Here is a 16,837-nt window from a genome sequence, read left to right as displayed (position 1 = left end):
AGACGCGTAAATTACTTGAGAATGGAGGAATGGCATGCTTAGATGGCAAACGGCAGGGGAGTCGCACGGTGAAGCGTTAGTAGCCATGATTGAAGGTTTGCCGGCTGGCGTGCACATTACTAGCAACGATGTAGTTTCTGCACTTGCTCGCCGTCGCCTTGGTTATGGTCGTGGCGCGCGTATGAAGTTTGAGCAAGACAAAGTTAGACTGCTTACCGGAGTTCGCCACGGAGTAACGCTTGGTTCTCCGATTGCTGTAGAAATCGCGAATACAGAGTGGCCAAAGTGGACCGAAGTAATGAGTGCAGATCCTTTGGATCACGAGGTTGAGCAAGTTGGCAGAAATGCTCCTTTGAGCCGCCCTCGTCCAGGGCATGCGGATTTAACTGGCATGCGCAAGTACGGTTTTAATGATGCTCGCGAAGTTTTGGAGCGTTCGAGTGCTAGGGAAACAGCTTCTCGTGTGGCTTTGGGTGCTATTGCTGATGCGTTTTTACAGCAGGCTTTGGGTGTGCGCACTGTTGCGCATGTTATAGGCATCGGCGGCGTATATGCCAACAAAAGTTTAGCCTTACCAACGCCTGACGATGTTGCCGCTCTGGATGCTTCTCCAGTTCGCACTCTCGACAAAGATGCTGAAGCTAAAATGATGGCTCGCATCGACGAAGCAAAAGCAAATGCAGATACGCTCGGTGGAGTAGTGGAAGTGCTTGCTTACGGCATGCCTGCAGGAGTTGGCACATACGTTGAGTCGGATCGTCGATTGGATGCGGCTCTCGCGAGCGCGATTATGGGAATTCAGGCTATTAAAGGCGTGGAAATTGGCGACGGTTTTGCAGAAGCAGATCGCCCCGGATCAGCCGCGCACGACGAAATGGTAACAGACGAAAACGGTAAAATTAAGCGTCTTACTAATCGAGCTGGAGGAATTGAAGGCGGAATGTCGAACGGCGAAATCATTCGCGTGCGCGCTGCGATGAAGCCAATTCCGTCTATTCCACGCGCTTTGCGCACAGTTGATGTGCTTACTGGCGAAGCTGCTCAAGCTATTAATCAGCGCTCCGATTTCACTGCTGTGCCAGCTGCTTCTGTAGTTGCAGAAGCGATGGTAAGGCTTACTTTAGCTAAGTATGCTTTGGAAAAATTCGGCGGAGATTCTTTGCAAGAAACGCGCCGAAATGTGGAGTCTTACGTAGCTTCCTGGCCGGAGAATATGAAATGAGCAGCACTAAACTTCCGCTAGCCGTTATTATTGGCATGCCTGCTGCTGGAAAAACGCGCGTTGGCCGCGAAGTTGCGCATCTTATGAATTTGCCTTTTTATGATACAGATGACATGATCGAGTGCGATATTGATATGTCAATACCGCAATATTTCGAGGAATATGGCCAGGATGCTTTTCGCGAAATAGAAGCTCGCATAGTGCGAGAGGCAATTTTAGGAGATACGCCTGCAGAAGATTCTACAAAAGGAATAGTTTCGCTTGGTGGCGGCGCGCCTATGCGTGAAGAAACTCAAAAAGTTTTGCGTGAGTATATGCGTAGGGGCGGTCGCGTTGTGTATTTGCAAGCAAATGCTAAAGAGGCTATTGAGCGCGCAAGCTGGAATAATAATCGTCCTATGTTTTCTGGAGAAGACGCGCAAAAGCGTTGGATGGAATTATTTGAGCAGAGAGACCCTGTTTTTAGAGCGGTATCGAATATACACATGCAAACAAAAGGTTCGACTCCGTATATGGCTGCAGAAAAATTAAGGAGCATGATTATGCAACGTATTGTGCACGTAACAGGTGAAGGAATTGAACCATACGATGTGCGAATTGGCGACGGTGCAATGCAACTTCTGCCGCAAATGCTTGGAACTAAGCCGGTTAAAGTGGCGTTAGTTCACACGCAACCTGTTCAGCGTCATAGCGACAAAGCTCGAACTATTTTGCGCCAATCTGGTTACGAAGTTTTCGACATGTTAATTCCGGATGCAGAAGCTGGAAAAACTATTAAAGTTGCAAGCGGATTATGGGCTAACCTGGCAGAAGCTGGTTTTACTCGTTCGGATGCAATTGTTGGTTTAGGCGGAGGAGCAGCAACGGATGTCGCTGGCTTTGTTGCTGCAACTTGGATGCGTGGAATTCGCTATGTAAACTGCCCTACTTCGCTTCTTGCGATGGTTGACGCGTCTACGGGTGGTAAAACTGGTATTAATACGGATGCTGGAAAGAATCTAGTCGGCAGCTTTTACACTCCAGCTGGCGTTTTAGCAGATACTTCTACGCTTGCAACTCTTCCAAACGATATTCTTATTGAAGGCTTGGGTGAGGTTGCAAAATCTGGTTTTATTCGCGACGGCGAAATTTTGAAGATTCTTAGCGATGCCAATAACGCGAGGCTTTTGCGTGAATTTAATGGTGATGATTTAGAAAATAATAACGAACTTCATGAACTGCTCGTGGAGCTTATTGAACGAACAGTTAAAGTAAAGGCGTATCACGTATCGAGCGATTTAAAAGAGCAGGGTTTGCGCGAGTTTTTAAACTACGGGCATACGCTTGGTCACGCTATTGAGCAGATTGAGCACTTCCGTTGGCGTCACGGAAATGCTGTAGCTGTTGGCATGGTTTTTGCAGCGGAGCTTGCGCAAATTTTAGGATATTTGGATGCGGGAGACGTTGAGTATCATCGTTCGCTTTTAGATTCGCTTGGATTGCCAACTTCGTGGCAGTGCGCAAAAGATACTGATGCTGCTTTTGAGTGTGTGCTTAACCTTATGCATCGCGACAAAAAAGCGCGCGGCAACATGCTACGTTTCGTAATTTTGGATGGTATTTCGAATCCTATGCATTTAGACAATCCGCCTATTGAAGCTGTTCGTGAAGCTTTTGAGCGCGTTTATAAGCAAAATTAATTAATCTTGCGAGGTAAAAATGGAAAATCAGCATACAAAAAAAGTGCTTGTTGTAAACGGACCGAATTTAGGTCGTTTAGGCGTGCGCCAGCCGGACGTGTACGGTAGTGAGAACTTTGAAACTTTGCGCGAGAAATGCGAAAAGTGGGGTGCGGAACTTGGGTTTGAAGTAGAAGTGCGCCAAAGTGACGACGAAGCGCAAATGGTTCACTGGATGCACGAAGCTGCCGATACTCATACGCCTGTTGTTATGAATCCTGCTGCTTTTACGCACTACAGTTACGCGCTCGCGGACGCTGCTCACATGGTTTTGGATGCTGGAGTTCCGCTCATGGAAGTGCATATTTCTAATCCTGCTGCGCGCGATGCTTTTCGTAAAATTAGCGTAATTAGTCCTGTTGCAACCGGCACTATTACAGGCATGGGATTGTACGGATATAAGCTAGCTTTGGAAGCCGTTGCGCATCTTGTTTGATTTTGTTCGATTTTTTGCGAATCAACACCCAGCGTCGAGGCTCGAAGATACTATGGAGTTCCATGGTTAGAAGACAACATGGTAACTCTCAGGAGCATATTACAAAGCATATTTTTGTCACTGGTGGCGTAGTTTCGTCCCTCGGAAAAGGCCTTACAGCATCATCTTTAGGCCGACTTTTACGCAGTCGCGGATTGCATGTATTACAACAAAAACTCGACCCTTATATCAATGTTGACCCGGGTACAATGAACCCATTCCAGCATGGCGAAGTCTATGTTACGGAAGACGGCGCAGAAACAGATCTCGATATTGGTCATTACGAGCGATTCCTCGATGTTTTCTTAAGCCAGAAAGCGAATGTAACTACAGGTCAGATTTATCAATCTGTGCTTCGTAAGGAGCGTGCTGGCGAATATTTGGGTCAGTGCGTGCAAGTTATTCCGCATATTACTGGCGAAATTAAGTCGCGTATGCGCGCGCAAGCTTCCGACGATGTGGACGTGATTATTACGGAAATCGGCGGCACAGTTGGCGATATTGAATCCCAGCCATTCTTGGAGGCCGCTCGCGAAGTTCGTCGCGATTTAGGTCCTGAAAACTGCATGTTTGTGCACGTTTCTTTGGTACCTTATATTGCTGCAGCGCATGAGTTGAAGACTAAGCCAACTCAGCATTCTGTGATGATGCTTCGTCAGCTTGGTATTTCTCCAGACGCGCTTGTTTTGCGCTCTGATCGTCCGCTTAATCAGGCTATTAAAGACAAGATTTCGCTTATGTGCGATGTCGATGCTGAAGGCGTTGTGAACTGCGTTGACGCTCCAAGCATTTACGATGTGCCGAAGATTTTGTTCAACGAGGGCTTGGATGCTTACGTTGTTCGTGAGCTTGAGCTTCCATTCCACGATGTTGATTGGAACGAGTGGGAAGATTTGCTTGAGCGCGTGCATCATCCAAAGCATGAGCTAAACATTGCAATCGTTGGAAAGTATATTGATTTGCCGGATGCTTACCTTTCCGTTACTGAGGCTATTAAAGCTGGCGGTTTTGCAAACTGGGCTAAGGTTAACGTGCGCTGGGTTGCTGCCGACAAGTGCGAAACTCAAGAAGGTGCAGCTGCGGCTCTTGACCAAATGGACGGCATGGTTATTCCAGGCGGCTTCGGCATTCGCGGTATTGAAGGTAAGATTGGCGCTTTGCGTTACGCTCGCGAGCACGGTTTGCCAACGCTTGGTCTTTGCCTTGGCTTGCAGTCCATGGTTATTGAATACGCTCGTCACGTGCTTGGGCTTGAGGATGCTAATTCCACTGAGTTCGAAAAGGATTGTGGCGATCCAGTAATCGCAACTATGGAAGAGCAGAAGGATATTGTGGCTGGTAAGGGAGATATGGGTCACACAATGCGACTCGGCTCTTACCCTGCAACGCTTGAGGAAGGCTCGATTGTTGCCGAGCTTTACGGCTCTACGCATGTTACTGAGCGTCACCGTCACCGTTATGAAGTGAACGTTGCGTATAAGGATCGTTTGCGTGAAGCAGGCTTGCGTATTAGCGGTCAAAGCCCGGACGGTAACTTGACTGAGTTTGTGGAGCTTCCAAAGGAAGTTCACCCATTCTACGTAGCAACTCAAGCTCATCCAGAGTTTAAGTCTCGCCCAACTAAGCCTCATCCTCTGTTTGCAGGATTGGTCGCGGCTGCTTTGGAACATCAGGAAGCTGCTGCTAGTAGTAAGGCTGATAAGTAAGGCTTAAGTAAGGCTTAAGTGGTACTTAAGTAAGAATTAAGAAAGCTTAAGTAAGGCTTAAGTAAGAATTAAGTGAATAGAAATAAGCGGTAAGACTGGGTTTTCCTAAGTTTTACCGCTTTTTCATTCGCAAACGACCTTTTCTTTACACGCGCGTAAAGTTTCTGCCGGATTAAGGTGCGTAGCCGACCGAAACTTTACTCCGCTGTAAAGTTTTTGCCGTTTTTTGGTGTGTAGCCGACTTTTTCTTTACACGTGCGTAAAGTTTCTGCCGTTTTTTGGCGAGAATACGACCTTTTCTTGACAACGCTGTAAAGTTTCTGTCGTTTTTGTTTTATTAGATTGTGATAAACATTACGTTTTGCTCGTAACACGGCTATACCAAGAAATCGCATTACGCGGTAACCTTAGATAGGTGATAATTGAGTGGGGAGAGTGCAAAAGTAGCGCTTGGGGAGCAGCTTTTGCCAATTGATACGTACCGCGCGCAGGTGTGCGTTAAGTATGGAGGTGTTACAGGCTTTATGAGCGATACTAGCAATATTAGTGATGCTGGCAATATGAATGATGCTGGCAATATGAGCGATACTGGCGTTACTGGCGATACAAGCGTTGCAGCAAACGATGGCAATCCCGCAAAAAATAAAGCTGCAGACGTTGAAATGAGCCAGTATGTGGCAGATCGCGCTCGCGTAAATGAGGATAAAATCCGTCAAGACGAGCAGATTGTTGCTGAATTTGGCGATTACAATTACGGCTGGCATGATTCGGATGCTGCAGGCGAGGCTGCGAAGAAAGGTATTGACGAGTCGGTTGTTCGCGCAATTTCCGCTGACAAGCACGAGCCGGAGTGGATGCTAAATCTTCGCTTGCAAGGCTACCGCGCGTTTTTGCAAAAGCCAATGCCGGATTGGGGCGTTGATTTAAGCGGTTTTGACGCGGATGATTTTAAATACTACGTGCGCCCGGTTCACGATCAAGCAAAAACTTGGGACGATTTGCCAGAAGATATTCGCAAAACTTACGATCGCTTAGGCATTCCAGAAGCTGAGAAAAAGCGCTTAGTTTCAGGCGTTGCAGCACAGTATGAGTCGGAAGTTATTTACAATTCGATTCGCGAAGACTTGGCTGCGCAAGGCGTGATTTTTGTTGATACGGATACGGCAGTGCAAAAGTATCCTGAGCTTGTAAAAAAGTATTTCGCAACTGTGATTCCTGTTGACGACAACAAGTTTGCGGCTCTTAACACAGCGGCTTGGAGTGGCGGCTCGTTCGTGTACGTGCCAAAAGGCGTGCACGTGGATATTCCGCTTCAGGCTTACTTCCGCATTAATACGCCAAACATGGGCCAGTTTGAGCGCACGCTTATTATTGCAGATGAAGGCTCTTACGTGCATTACGTTGAAGGTTGCACGGCTCCAATTTATTCAACTGATTCGCTTCACGCTGCAAACGTTGAAATTGTTGTGGAAAAGCATGCGCGCGTGCGATATACAACCGTGCAAAACTGGTCAAATAACGTGTACAACTTGGTAACTCAGCGAGCTTACGTGCGCGAAGGCGGCACAATGGAGTGGGTTGACGGCAACATCGGCTCCAAAGCAACTATGAAGTATCCTGCTTGCATTCTCGCAGAGCCGTACGCAAAAGCAGAAACTATGTCTTTGAGCTTTGCTGGCCGCGGACAGTATCAAGATACGGGTGCGAAAATGATTCACTTGGCTCCGCATACGAGTTCCACGATTGTTGCTAAGTCGATTTCGCGTGGCGGCGGACGTTCAGCTTACCGCGGTCTTGTGAAGATTATTAAGGGCGCGAAGGGCTCTAGTTCGTCTGTTGTGTGCGACGCTTTGCTTGTTGACGATTTTTCGAGGTCGGATACTTATCCGCATGTTGACGTGCGCGAAGACGACGTTTCGATGGCTCACGAGGCCACTGTTTCCAAGGTTTCTGAGGATCAGCTTTTCTATTTGATGAGTCGCGGACTTGAAGAAAAAGAGGCTATGGGCATGATTGTGCGCGGCTTCGTGGAGCCGATTAGTCGTGAGCTGCCAATGGAGTACGCGCTTGAGTTGAATCGCTTAGTTGAGTTGCAAATGGAAGGATCCGTGGGCTGATGAGCGAAGATTTAAATAAGAATTTAGGCAATAAAATGACGGAAAAAGAAATTAGTATTCCTGTAGCAGACCCTAATGATCCGTACGCGGTTCCTGCAGCAATGCCTTCTAGTGCCGATAAATCCGTGCGCTCGTTCAATGTGGAAGATTTTGCGATTCCAACTCGCAAGCAGGAAGATTGGCGATACACTCCAGTTGAGCGAATCTCCGAGTTTTTCGAGCGTTTCGAGCCTTCTAATAGTATCCAAGTAACGCTTGAAGGCATTGGTGGAGCTGCGTTGGATGATTCTTACGTTGGAAGCGACGGTTCTGTAAGTTTGCAATTAAAGCCGCAAAACGAGGCTCCTCACACCGACATGAAGCCTTCTGATCGCGCGGCTGCAGTTGCGTGGAATGCAGCGAAACAAGCGCACGTGCTTCACGTATCTGGCGAAATCAAAAAGCCAATCGTGCTGAAAATTCAGGGCGATAATGTTAATACGCTTGATGCACTGCACTTAATAATCGAAGCGGATTCTCGCTCGAATGCTGACATTATTATCGAACATACCGGTTGCGCAAAACTTGCTGAAGGTGTGGAAATTATTCTCGGAAAGCACGCGCACGTTTCTACTACATTTATTCAAGAGTGGGATTCTGGCAGCAAACACGTTGGAAATCAGCGTATTCACGTGGGTGAGGGAGCTTCGCTTCGCCACACGATGGTCACTCTTGGCGGAGATGTTGTGCGCATTCGCATGGATCAAGATTTTGGCGGCGAGCAGGGTGATCTGAACATGCTCGGCATGTATTTTGTGGATCCGGGCGAGCATGTTGAGCACCGCACGATGGTTGTGCACAATTATCCGGAATGCAAGTCGCGAGTAGTGTACAAGGGTGCCTTGGAAGGGAAGGGAGCGCATTCAACTTGGGTTGGAAACGCGCTTATTAAGCCGGAAGCTCCTGGCACGGATTCGTACGAGTTGAACCGTAATTTGGTGCTCACTCCTGGCGCAATCGCTGATTCTGAGCCAAATTTGGAAATTGAAAACGGAAATATTATTGGTGCCGGTCACGCAAGTTCAGTCGGTAGATTTGACGACGAAGAGCTTTTCTACTTGCAATCGCGCGGAATTAGTGAGATTGAGGCAAGGAAGCTTGTTGTGCGTGGATTCTTTAACGAGCTTATTGAAGAAATTGGCGTTCCGGAAATTGTTGATCACTTAATGAAGGCAATTGAGCGCCGTCTTGCAAGAACGGAAGAATAGGAGAAAATCATGTCAACTTTGGAAATTAAGGATTTGTACGCTTCTGTAGAAACAAAAGAAGGCCGCAAACAAATCTTAAAAGGCGTAAATCTTACAGTTAATTCTGGCGAAACTCACGCAATCATGGGTCCTAACGGATCTGGAAAGTCTACTCTTGCATACACTTTGGCAGGGCACCCAAAGTATGAAGTCGATTCGGGTCAAGTTCTTCTCGACGGCGAAGATATTTTGAAAATGACTCCTGACGAGCGCGCGAAAGCCGGATTATTCCTCGCAATGCAATACCCAGTAGAGGTACCGGGCGTATCTATGACGAACTTCCTTCGCACTGCAAAAACTGAAGTTGAAGGCAAAGCTCCATCTTTAAGAAGCTGGGTGAAAGAACTTAGCGAGGCTATGAAAAAGCTTCGAATGGATCCAAAATTCGCGTCGCGCTCAGTAAACGAAGGCTTCTCAGGCGGCGAAAAGAAGCGCGCGGAAGTTTTGCAATTAGAGCTTTTGAAGCCGAAGTTTGCGATTTTGGACGAAACTGATTCCGGTTTGGATGTTGACGCTCTTCGAATCGTGTCGGAAGGCGTGAATCGCGCCAAAGAAAACACCGGTTTGGGCATTATGATGGTCACGCATTACACGCGAATCCTCAAGTATATTAAGCCGGATATTGTGCACGTTTTTGCGCAAGGTCACTTTGTAAAGACTGCAGGACCGGAGCTTGCGGACGAGCTGGAAGAAGAAGGCTACGACAAGTATTTGCCGGAAGGTGCAACCGAGTCGGCACTGGCTTAAGCGCGGCTATAAAGTAATAGTTTTAAATAACGGTTTAATATGACTACAGTGACTACAGAAAATATTATGCGAGAATTTAGCGATTTGCGCTCGCAGTTTCCGATTTTAAGTCGCATAGTTCACGGCACTTCGCTTCACGATACTGTGCACGGAAAACCCTTGATTTACTTGGATTCTGCAGCTACTTCGCAAAAGCCGCAAGTTGTAATCGACGCCGAAAAAGAGTTTTACGAAACAATTAACGCTGGTGTGCACAGGGGAGCGCACGAGTTGGCGGCACTTTCGACTGTTGCGTTTGAACAAGCGCGTGCGAAAGTTGCGCGTCTTGTTGGAGCTTGCGCGGACGCTGGCAGTGAGGAAATTGTTGTTACTCCGGGCGCAACCGGTGCGCTTAATCTTCTCGCAACTGCTATTGGTAATGCTAGTGCGAAGGCGAAAATTTGCAAAAAAGACAGCGATGATTCTGCTGATTTCCGCAAAAATTTTGCGCTTCGTGAAGGCGACTCAATAGTCGTATCTCGTGCGGATCACCATTCTGTTTTGCTTCCATTCCAGGAACTGGCTCTTCGCACTGGAGCGGAGCTTCGCTGGATTGACGTAACAGAAGACGGTCGCGTGCGTACGGACGCGGATTATTTGCGAACAATTATTGACGAGCGTACGAAAATCGTTGCAGTTACGCATATTAGCAACGTTACTGGCGCTATTACGAACGTTTCGTCGATTTGCAAGCGCGCTCACGAAGTTGGTGCGATTTTTGTGCTCGACGCATGCCAGTCAGTTCCGCATATTCCGGTTGATTTTCACGCGTTAGACGTTGATTTTGCGGCATTTAGTGCGCATAAAATGTACGGTCCTACAGGAGTTGGATTCTTGTATGGTCGTCGCGAGCTTTTGAACACGCTTCCACCTGCCAATTTTGGCGGCTCAATGGTAGAGCTTGCGTGGCTTAACAAGCCGGCGCAATACATGGACGCGCCTTACCGCTTTGAGGCTGGAACTCAGCCTGTTGCGCAAATGGTTGCGGCTGGAGTTGCAGCAGATTGGTTGCGTGCGGTGGGCATGAACCGAGTTGCAGAGCATGAGCAGGAAATTGCTGCAGAATTGCTAAAATTACATGATGTTCCGGGCGTTCGCATTTTGGGTCCGACTGATTTGAGCCAGCGAATTGGCACAGTTGCTTTTGAGGTTGAGGGTGTGCATCCGCACGACGTTGGACAGTTTTTGGACGCGCAGGGCATTGCGATTCGCGTCGGACATCATTGTGCTCAGCCGATTCACCGTCATTTTGGCGTGTACGCTTCGAATCGCGCTTCTGTTGGTGTTTACAATACGATTGACGAGGCTCGCGCGCTTGTTGAAGCAGTCTCGCACGTTCGCGCCTACTTTGGCGCATAATATTGTTAGCGAGCGAGCAAGTTAGCCAAGCAGGTTAGCGAGCATTGATTATCCAATAACCTTATGCCTTGTTTCTTTCAATATGCCTTTTTTAAAATCAGACCAAGAACCAAAAAATTTTTCATCTGTCTTTGTTATGTGTTTATTTTCGTATTTGAGTTTTGTAAGTTCTACCATGCAAATGTAATCTGCTATTTGTGCTAGACGATACTGTGATTGTTTTGCGTATCTGTATATGGTCGCGTTTTTTGACAAACTATATTCCATTGCTTTGTGTATTGCATTAACTATTGATTGCTGACCATTGTCATAGTATATTTTTATTTTTTCATACTGTTGCATATATTCCATGTTGTCGAATAAAAAATTAATTAAATCTTTGCGCATTGCTGCAGACAATTGACTTGTTGATTCGTATTTTCTGTTTGTGTATACAAAAGTATGGTAATGAATTTCAACGTGCCTGAAGAATATTCTAAATGATTGCAATAATTTTTTTCTTGTAGACATGTCTAAACATTTATAATTATCTTTTTTGTTCATAAGAGGTGAAGCATGAAAGGGTATATTAGGAAGTAGTCTTTGTTCGAGTGAGTTTTCGTAAAGTTTTATTGAATAATCTAAATTATTTGATTGGTCATGAAGTACGATAGCTAGTATGTAATAATAGTCCGATAAGTTATCGCTGCCTGATTCATCTATGAATATGCTAAGTTCTCTCATACTTTCCCCAACTTTTTGACTTATAACCCAACTACACTGCTAAGTAAGTAAAACAAAAGCCGGGGAAAACGTCCCCGGCACTTGGAAGCCTTCAATCAAAAGACCTTCCATTATTATATCACATATACAACACTATTAAATACTTATTTCTTGTGGTTATTACTACGATTGTTTGAAAATAATATTTGAAATAATTGAATTTAAAAATATAAAGCATAGACTTGATGAAGTTGATTATTCTGTTTAAGAAAAGTTGTGGAGTGTTTCATGCGGTGGGTCGTTTATGAAGCAAATAAGTGATTAAATGTTGTTAGCAAGTTAGAGTTGGTAAGGAGTGCGAATGTTTGATATGGGTTTTGGTACAGATGCAGGTTTTGGTGTAGGTGCTGGCGATATGGCTGGTGACGGCTTAGAAAGCATGTACCAAGAAGTAATTTTGGATGCTGCGCGAAATCCGCATGGCAAAACTCATTTCGAAAGTACGGACGCGCTCGCACAAGCGGAATTGCAGGAAGAATCTCAAGAATCTGCAGAAAATACAAAATCTACAAAATCTCAAGGATCTACAGAAAATACAAAATCTGCCGAAATTACCTTAAATAATGCTCACGAAAGTTGCGCTGTTGCATCTGGCGAAAACTCTGCTTTAGGGCAATCGCACCAATTCAATCCAACTTGTGGCGACGAAGTCACAATGCGCGTGGAGCTTTCACGCAGCGAAAATAATGACGAAACTCCAATAGTATCAAGTATTAAGTGGGACGGTCATGGCTGCTCGATTTCGCAGGCAAGCCTTTCAATGATGGTTGATTTAGTCGAAGGAAAGTCGGTTGACGAAGCCTTGCGATTAGACGCGCTTTTCCACAAACTTATGGAATCTCGCGGAGAAGGTTTGCAAAACGAAGAGGACGAAGATGCGCTGGAAGACGCAATGGTTTTGCAAGGCGTATCGCGATACCCAATGCGAATTAAGTGCGCGCTTTTGGCGTGGGAAGGCTTAAAAGACAGCATTGCCAAAGCTTCGCAAAACTTAAATCCGCAAATTCTTGGCAACTTGTAAAATCGAACTTTGGTACAAGCAAAGCAAGGAATATTATGGCAGAAAATCAATCGGCATCTGAGGTGACGCATGAAACGCATCCTGCGAATTTAAGCGCAAATGACATTGGCCGAGTTACAGAAGATGATATTTTAGACGCTTTACACGATGTTGTGGATCCTGAGCTTGGCATTGATGTGGTTGATTTAGGCTTGGTTTACGGCATTGAAATTGACGAGCTTGGGCGCGCAATTATTACTATGACGCTTACCACTCCTGCTTGCCCATTAACGGAGCTGATTGAGGATGAGTGTGCGAATGCGCTCGCAGGCTTGGTTGAAGAGTTCCGCATTGACTGGACGTGGAAGCCTCGTTGGAGCGTTGAAAACATTAATGAGGACGGTCGTGCGCAGCTTGAGGCGCTTGGCTACAATCTCAACAGTTTGCAAGCGAGTTTTGCTGCAGGAATGTACGGTTCTGGCGTAGTTGGCGATGCGTCAATGAGTGCCGGTATTCCGCCGACTGTGTGAGTATTTGGTTGCTGTGCTGTTTTGTTTTGTTGTTTCTGTTTTGCTGTTTTGTTTTGAGAGCAACGTATTGCACAAGTGGGAATTATGGGCGCTGAAATAAAAGCAGTTAGTGCAAGCGGTATCTGTGATATTCGCGATATAAATAGTGCGCGCAAAAATAGTATCCGCGAGTATGCTTCGAGCGGAATAACTGACGTTGTTTTCGACTTGCAATTGCTTGTAGATTGGGATGCGCGCCGCACTCTGGATGCAGATTATCCGGATTTTATTGGGGAAGTGCTCTTTAGTTTCGAGCCGGAATGGGGTTTTGAGTTTCACGAGTCATTGCGCGAGGCTGGGTGGAGCAGAAAGCAAGCGATGGATTCGTTTGATGAGCATCACGGACCGGCAGTTACGTGGCTATATCGCTTGTATTTTGAGCGTTTCGATCGCGGTTTTTCTGGCGAGCGCGCGGATGCTTGCGGTCAGGCGCGCGGCTTGATTGCGAGCGGAGTGCGCGTGTGGGCACTTGGTAACGCTTCTTGCGATTGGTTAAACTGCGCGCGCAAAACTTGCCCAATACTTGGCGAGTTAAACGGCGTTTGTGCATCTTACGAATCGCATTTGCGCAAACCCGACGTAATGCTTTACCGCGCGTTTTTGCAAAACGCCGGTCTTTCCGCTGCTTCCACGCTTTTTCTCGAAGGCGACTCTCGCGCCGCTTCTGCAGCGTCGCTGCTTTATTCTTAAGCTGCATCTTAAGCTGTTTCGTTACTTGTGCAGTGTGCTGTCTGCGTGGGTAACGAATGAATGTTGTTTTTCGTTACTTGTGCAGTGTGCTGTCTGCGTGGGTAACGAATGAATGTTGTTTTTCGTTACTTGTGCAGTGTGCTGTCTGCGTTGGTAACGAATAAATCCGGCGCTCGCAGTTTATTGCGCGCTCTCAGCAGCTTCGAGCGAATCGTAGCCGTACATGCGCACAGTATTCGCAATAATCATTTGCGTAAGATTTAGATTTTCCGCGCGCAAGTTATTTACAAAACGCTGGTATTTAGCGAAAGTTGCGTCAGAATACGTGCTTAATTCGCCTCGCAAATACGTTTCAAAAGACGTATTTTCTGCCGTATCCTCGCTAGTTTTAAGCACGCGCATCGCAAGACCCAAATTTGGGTAGCGATTGCGAAAATCTGCAGCCCACTCAACTTGCATTAAAATAATCTGCTCCTGCGCGCTTTTTCTAGGCTCCAAAATTGGCTTAATATAAGGCTTAATCGTGCGCTCAAAAATTTCCGGCGCAGTCGACTCCATCATTCGCGCATACTTTTCCGTAATCAAATTGCCGCCGTCGCTGTGCGCGCGCTCAAGATCCTGTTTATAAGACTCCTGCAAATCCAACGGCCACGCCAAAAACTGACTCATGCGCATAATGCGAAAAGTTGGCCAGTTTCCTTGGCAATTCGCGCGTCCGCCTTCGTTTTCTGTAAGCTGGAATTGATCCCACTCGAGTTGGGTGATTTCTTCCGCAAGTTTTTGCGTTTTTGTATTTTCTTCTTCCGTATTTTGCGCTTTCTGATTTTGCACTTTCGTTGCCAATAAATCGCACATCATAAGCTCCTCAAACATGCTGCGCTCGAGTGAATATGCGCTTCAACGTACGGACGCTGCCATTCCAAAAAAGTTTCGCCGCAATCGCTTAAGCCCTCGTATTGCAACTCGCGCACAATATCCTCGCAAATGCTGTCAATTATTTGTGAAACTTGTTTTTGCGCAAGTCCAGCTCCTTTGCCACCTTCGCCAAAACCGTCTCCGCCGGAACCGTCACCACCAAAGCATGCAGCGGAAGAAAGTCGCATTACCGACTCAAGTTTGCTGCATACTTCCGGAAGTCTAGATGCCATGCGATTGCTGAGCTTGCGCAATGCCGCAAACTGCCACTTGTAGTAAGGCAAGTAGCCTGCGGTTACAGGATTGTTGAGCAAAAACACGAGTGAAGCGGTTGCACGCACGAATTCGTTTATAGAAAGCCACGCGGCGGAAGCGTCTTTTCGCGCGATCATGCGTGGGAAATTGTACTGGCCAGCTTGAGAAATCATGCCAAGTCTGCGCGAGATTAGTGAGATTCGCACGTCGTCCGGCATGAGTTTGAAGCTTTGGCGCGCCTTTGAGAACTCGCCAAGAGGATCCGCGAAAATTTTGCCATTCGTCGCTGCTGCAAGCGTTGACTCGCTTAATGATAGCCATAAGTGCGGCTCGTTTTGGCTTGGAGCAGTGGGGAAGCCGGTTAGATTTTCGAAAAATTCGCTTATGCGAAATACTCCGACGCGTTTGCTGCTTTCACATGATTTTGCGCGCGGCGTTTCGTTGCGAGATTCAAAACCGGCGTATCTCTGCGGAAGTGTGTCGTAAGAGTCTTGCAAATCCGCGCCGATTTCCGCGTAATCTTCGTCGGTAAGCCACAAGCAGAATCCTGGTCCAAAATCGTGATCGCGCGAAATCTCGTCGTCAAAACCGTAACATTCCGAGCCGTGGCCAACTAATCCGGCTGCAATGCGATTTTTGTATTTCGCGAATTTTGGCTGATCGAGTAGGGCTTTTCCGTAAGTTTGCCAATATGATTGCGCTAATTGCATGCCGGTTTTTATGTTTTGAGTTGCTGGCTTATTGTTTGCTGCGTGTTGGGTTGCTGGGTGTTGGCTTTCTGTTTGTTGGGTTGCTGATTCTTGAATTTCTATAGATTCTTTCGTAACTTTTTCTGCCAACTTGCGCGTCTGCTGCAAATTTTCCGCCGTAATAGCGTAAGATTCGCTATCTTTTCCGTAGCATCTCGCAATCAAATCAAGTGCCTTACTGTAACTTTCCTCCGCCTGAGCGTACTCGCCGCGCGCACACTGCACTTGCGCAAAACTAGCCAAAGCAGAAGCGTAATGCGGCTGATTTTCGTTATTTCCTGCGATGTACATGCGAACGCTGATCGAAGCATGTTCAAAAGCAGAGTCAAGAGTTGCGGATTTGCTGTTCGGGCTGGTGTTAGGATGCGAGCACTCCTGCGTACGCTCATTCGTACACTCCTTCGTATGCTCATGCGAGCCCTCTTTTGAGCACTCCTGCAAAATCGCAAGCGCAAGATTTGTGTGCGTGGCTGCAATATCGATATCGCGCTCAGGATCAGTGCTCGTATTTTGCAAAATTTCAAGCGCCTGATTGAGCTCCTCAATTGCATCATGTGTGCGACCGGTTTCGCTGTAAAGCATCGAAAGATTGTTGTGAAGCGCGGCGAGCTTGCGATTTTTAGCGCCGAGCGTTTCGGCGGATTCGTTAAGAGCCTGAGTGTAAATTTTTTCAGCGCGTGCGTAGTCGCCAGCAGCGCGAAGGCTTGTGGCAGCGTTAATTAGCGTGGTTGTGCCAGCTTCGGTGCCAGCTAGTTGCATTTTGTTTGCAAGATTTAGAGCGCGATTGATGATTGGCTGATTTTTTGCGTGTTCTCCGCGCGAACGGTAAAAGCCCATGAGTTCGTTGAGAATAGACAGTTGCAGGGGATTGGTTTGCGCGGTTTCTTGTTGTGACTTTGCATTTGCCGCGATTTTGGAATTTACCTGCGTTTCGGCAAGTTTTCGCAAAAGATACGTTTCAATCGCGTCTGCGCTCGCGTGATTCGCGAACATTTCGTCAAGCTCGCTATAAAATTGCGCAGCGTCCTCCATCAAAGCCCCCTTGCTATTGCGCTTGTTCACAATTAATCGACTTCAACTTTACAGCCATGTAAAGAAACTGCCGCTTTCACGCCAAATTGCGGCAGAAACTTTACGCACGTGCAAAGAAACTGCCGTTTTCACGCCTTAATCCGGCAGAAACTTTACGCACGTGCAAAGAAACTGCCGCCTACGCGCCTTAATCCGG

Annotated in this window: 14 protein-coding genes; 11 read left to right on the top strand and 3 right to left on the bottom strand. The window is 46.9% G+C overall.

Features of this window, described 5'->3' with window-relative positions; all coding sequences use genetic code 11:
- Nucleotides 1-34: 34 nt before the first annotated feature.
- The 8 genes from aroC to HXT34_RS04345 all read left to right on the top strand — a co-directional run bounded on the left by aroC (nt 35) and on the right by HXT34_RS04345 (nt 10,669).
- Nucleotides 35-1,222: a chorismate synthase gene (gene aroC, locus HXT34_RS04380; protein WP_421784543.1), complete on the top strand. Its 1,188-nt coding sequence runs from the start codon at nt 35-37 to the stop codon at nt 1,220-1,222.
- Nucleotides 1,219-2,901 carry a bifunctional shikimate kinase/3-dehydroquinate synthase gene (locus HXT34_RS04375; RefSeq protein WP_421784541.1) on the top strand — a complete coding sequence of 561 codons (1,683 nt, stop codon included), beginning with the start codon at nt 1,219-1,221 and terminating at the stop codon, nt 2,899-2,901. Before aroC ends, HXT34_RS04375 begins: the two co-directional genes overlap by 4 nt.
- 19 nt (nt 2,902-2,920) lie before the next feature.
- A complete protein-coding gene (gene aroQ / locus HXT34_RS04370; protein ID WP_076002657.1) occupies nt 2,921-3,376 on the top strand; it encodes a type II 3-dehydroquinate dehydratase in 456 nt (151 codons plus the stop codon).
- 62 nt (nt 3,377-3,438) lie between these two features.
- Nucleotides 3,439-5,121 (top strand): CTP synthase, encoded by a 1,683-nt coding sequence (locus HXT34_RS04365; protein WP_415683362.1) that lies wholly within the window; start codon nt 3,439-3,441, stop codon nt 5,119-5,121.
- Between the two features lie 578 nt (nt 5,122-5,699).
- Entirely contained in the window at nt 5,700-7,238 is a 1,539-nt protein-coding gene (gene sufB / locus HXT34_RS04360; protein ID WP_415687402.1) for a Fe-S cluster assembly protein SufB, read from the top strand.
- Nucleotides 7,238-8,485 carry a Fe-S cluster assembly protein SufD gene (gene sufD, locus HXT34_RS04355; RefSeq protein ID WP_421784539.1) on the top strand — a complete coding sequence of 416 codons (1,248 nt, stop codon included), beginning with the start codon at nt 7,238-7,240 and terminating at the stop codon, nt 8,483-8,485. The genes sufB and sufD overlap by 1 nt, the downstream gene beginning before the upstream one ends.
- 9 nt (nt 8,486-8,494) lie before the next feature.
- Nucleotides 8,495-9,271, top strand: a complete 777-nt coding sequence (gene sufC / locus HXT34_RS04350) for a Fe-S cluster assembly ATPase SufC (RefSeq protein WP_004110671.1) — start codon at nt 8,495-8,497, stop codon at nt 9,269-9,271.
- Nucleotides 9,272-9,337: 66 nt separating this feature from the next.
- Nucleotides 9,338-10,669 carry a SufS family cysteine desulfurase gene (locus HXT34_RS04345; protein ID WP_421785460.1) on the top strand — a complete coding sequence of 444 codons (1,332 nt, stop codon included), beginning with the start codon at nt 9,338-9,340 and terminating at the stop codon, nt 10,667-10,669.
- A 48-nt stretch (nt 10,670-10,717) separates the two neighbouring features.
- Here HXT34_RS04345 and HXT34_RS04340 read toward each other — a convergent pair whose 3' ends face one another.
- Nucleotides 10,718-11,392, bottom strand: coding sequence for a DUF3800 domain-containing protein (locus tag HXT34_RS04340; RefSeq protein ID WP_415689225.1), 675 nt, complete (start codon nt 11,390-11,392; stop codon nt 10,718-10,720).
- Between the two features lie 340 nt (nt 11,393-11,732).
- Between HXT34_RS04340 and sufU the strand changes: the two genes are divergently transcribed.
- From sufU to HXT34_RS04325, 3 genes are all read left to right on the top strand, one after another.
- A complete protein-coding gene (sufU, locus tag HXT34_RS04335) occupies nt 11,733-12,452 on the top strand; it encodes a Fe-S cluster assembly sulfur transfer protein SufU (RefSeq protein ID WP_421784536.1) in 720 nt (239 codons plus the stop codon).
- Between the two features lie 35 nt (nt 12,453-12,487).
- Nucleotides 12,488-12,961, top strand: coding sequence for a metal-sulfur cluster assembly factor (locus tag HXT34_RS04330; RefSeq protein WP_064340461.1), 474 nt, complete (start codon nt 12,488-12,490; stop codon nt 12,959-12,961).
- Between the two features lie 84 nt (nt 12,962-13,045).
- Nucleotides 13,046-13,690: an HAD family hydrolase gene (locus HXT34_RS04325; RefSeq protein WP_421784534.1), complete on the top strand. Its 645-nt coding sequence runs from the start codon at nt 13,046-13,048 to the stop codon at nt 13,688-13,690.
- Between the two features lie 180 nt (nt 13,691-13,870).
- Here the strand turns inward: HXT34_RS04325 and HXT34_RS04320 are convergent, their stop codons facing one another.
- Together HXT34_RS04320 and HXT34_RS04315 are read right to left on the bottom strand one after the other, a co-directional pair.
- Nucleotides 13,871-14,545, bottom strand: a complete 675-nt coding sequence (locus tag HXT34_RS04320; protein ID WP_421785458.1) for a DUF4125 family protein — start codon at nt 14,543-14,545, stop codon at nt 13,871-13,873.
- On the bottom strand, nt 14,545-16,641 hold the full coding sequence (locus HXT34_RS04315) for a DUF4037 domain-containing protein (protein WP_421784532.1): 2,097 nt from the start codon (nt 16,639-16,641) through the stop codon (nt 14,545-14,547). Before HXT34_RS04315 ends, HXT34_RS04320 begins: the two co-directional genes overlap by 1 nt.
- Between the last annotated feature and the right edge of the window lie 196 nt (nt 16,642-16,837).

Source organism: Gardnerella sp. DNF00983 (genome assembly GCF_049244265.1).
Taxonomy (GTDB): Bacteria; Actinomycetota; Actinomycetes; order Actinomycetales; family Bifidobacteriaceae; genus Bifidobacterium; species Bifidobacterium vaginale_J.
Note: the sequence above shows the minus strand (reverse complement) of the source record. Positions and strands in the feature narration are given on the sequence as shown.

Coding starts and splice junctions, on each gene's coding strand:
- aroC (WP_421784543.1), top strand. CDS start 35: ATGCTTAGATGGCAAACGGCAGGGGAGTCGCACGGTGAAGCGTTAGTA.
- HXT34_RS04375 (WP_421784541.1), top strand. CDS start 1,219: ATGAGCAGCACTAAACTTCCGCTAGCCGTTATTATTGGCATGCCTGCT.
- aroQ (WP_076002657.1), top strand. CDS start 2,921: ATGGAAAATCAGCATACAAAAAAAGTGCTTGTTGTAAACGGACCGAAT.
- HXT34_RS04365 (WP_415683362.1), top strand. CDS start 3,439: ATGGTTAGAAGACAACATGGTAACTCTCAGGAGCATATTACAAAGCAT.
- sufB (WP_415687402.1), top strand. CDS start 5,700: ATGAGCGATACTGGCGTTACTGGCGATACAAGCGTTGCAGCAAACGAT.
- sufD (WP_421784539.1), top strand. CDS start 7,238: ATGAGCGAAGATTTAAATAAGAATTTAGGCAATAAAATGACGGAAAAA.
- sufC (WP_004110671.1), top strand. CDS start 8,495: ATGTCAACTTTGGAAATTAAGGATTTGTACGCTTCTGTAGAAACAAAA.
- HXT34_RS04345 (WP_421785460.1), top strand. CDS start 9,338: ATGCGAGAATTTAGCGATTTGCGCTCGCAGTTTCCGATTTTAAGTCGC.
- HXT34_RS04340 (WP_415689225.1), bottom strand. CDS start 11,392: ATGAGAGAACTTAGCATATTCATAGATGAATCAGGCAGCGATAACTTA.
- sufU (WP_421784536.1), top strand. CDS start 11,733: ATGTTTGATATGGGTTTTGGTACAGATGCAGGTTTTGGTGTAGGTGCT.
- HXT34_RS04330 (WP_064340461.1), top strand. CDS start 12,488: ATGGCAGAAAATCAATCGGCATCTGAGGTGACGCATGAAACGCATCCT.
- HXT34_RS04325 (WP_421784534.1), top strand. CDS start 13,046: ATGGGCGCTGAAATAAAAGCAGTTAGTGCAAGCGGTATCTGTGATATT.
- HXT34_RS04320 (WP_421785458.1), bottom strand. CDS start 14,545: ATGTGCGATTTATTGGCAACGAAAGTGCAAAATCAGAAAGCGCAAAAT.
- HXT34_RS04315 (WP_421784532.1), bottom strand. CDS start 16,641: ATGGAGGACGCTGCGCAATTTTATAGCGAGCTTGACGAAATGTTCGCG.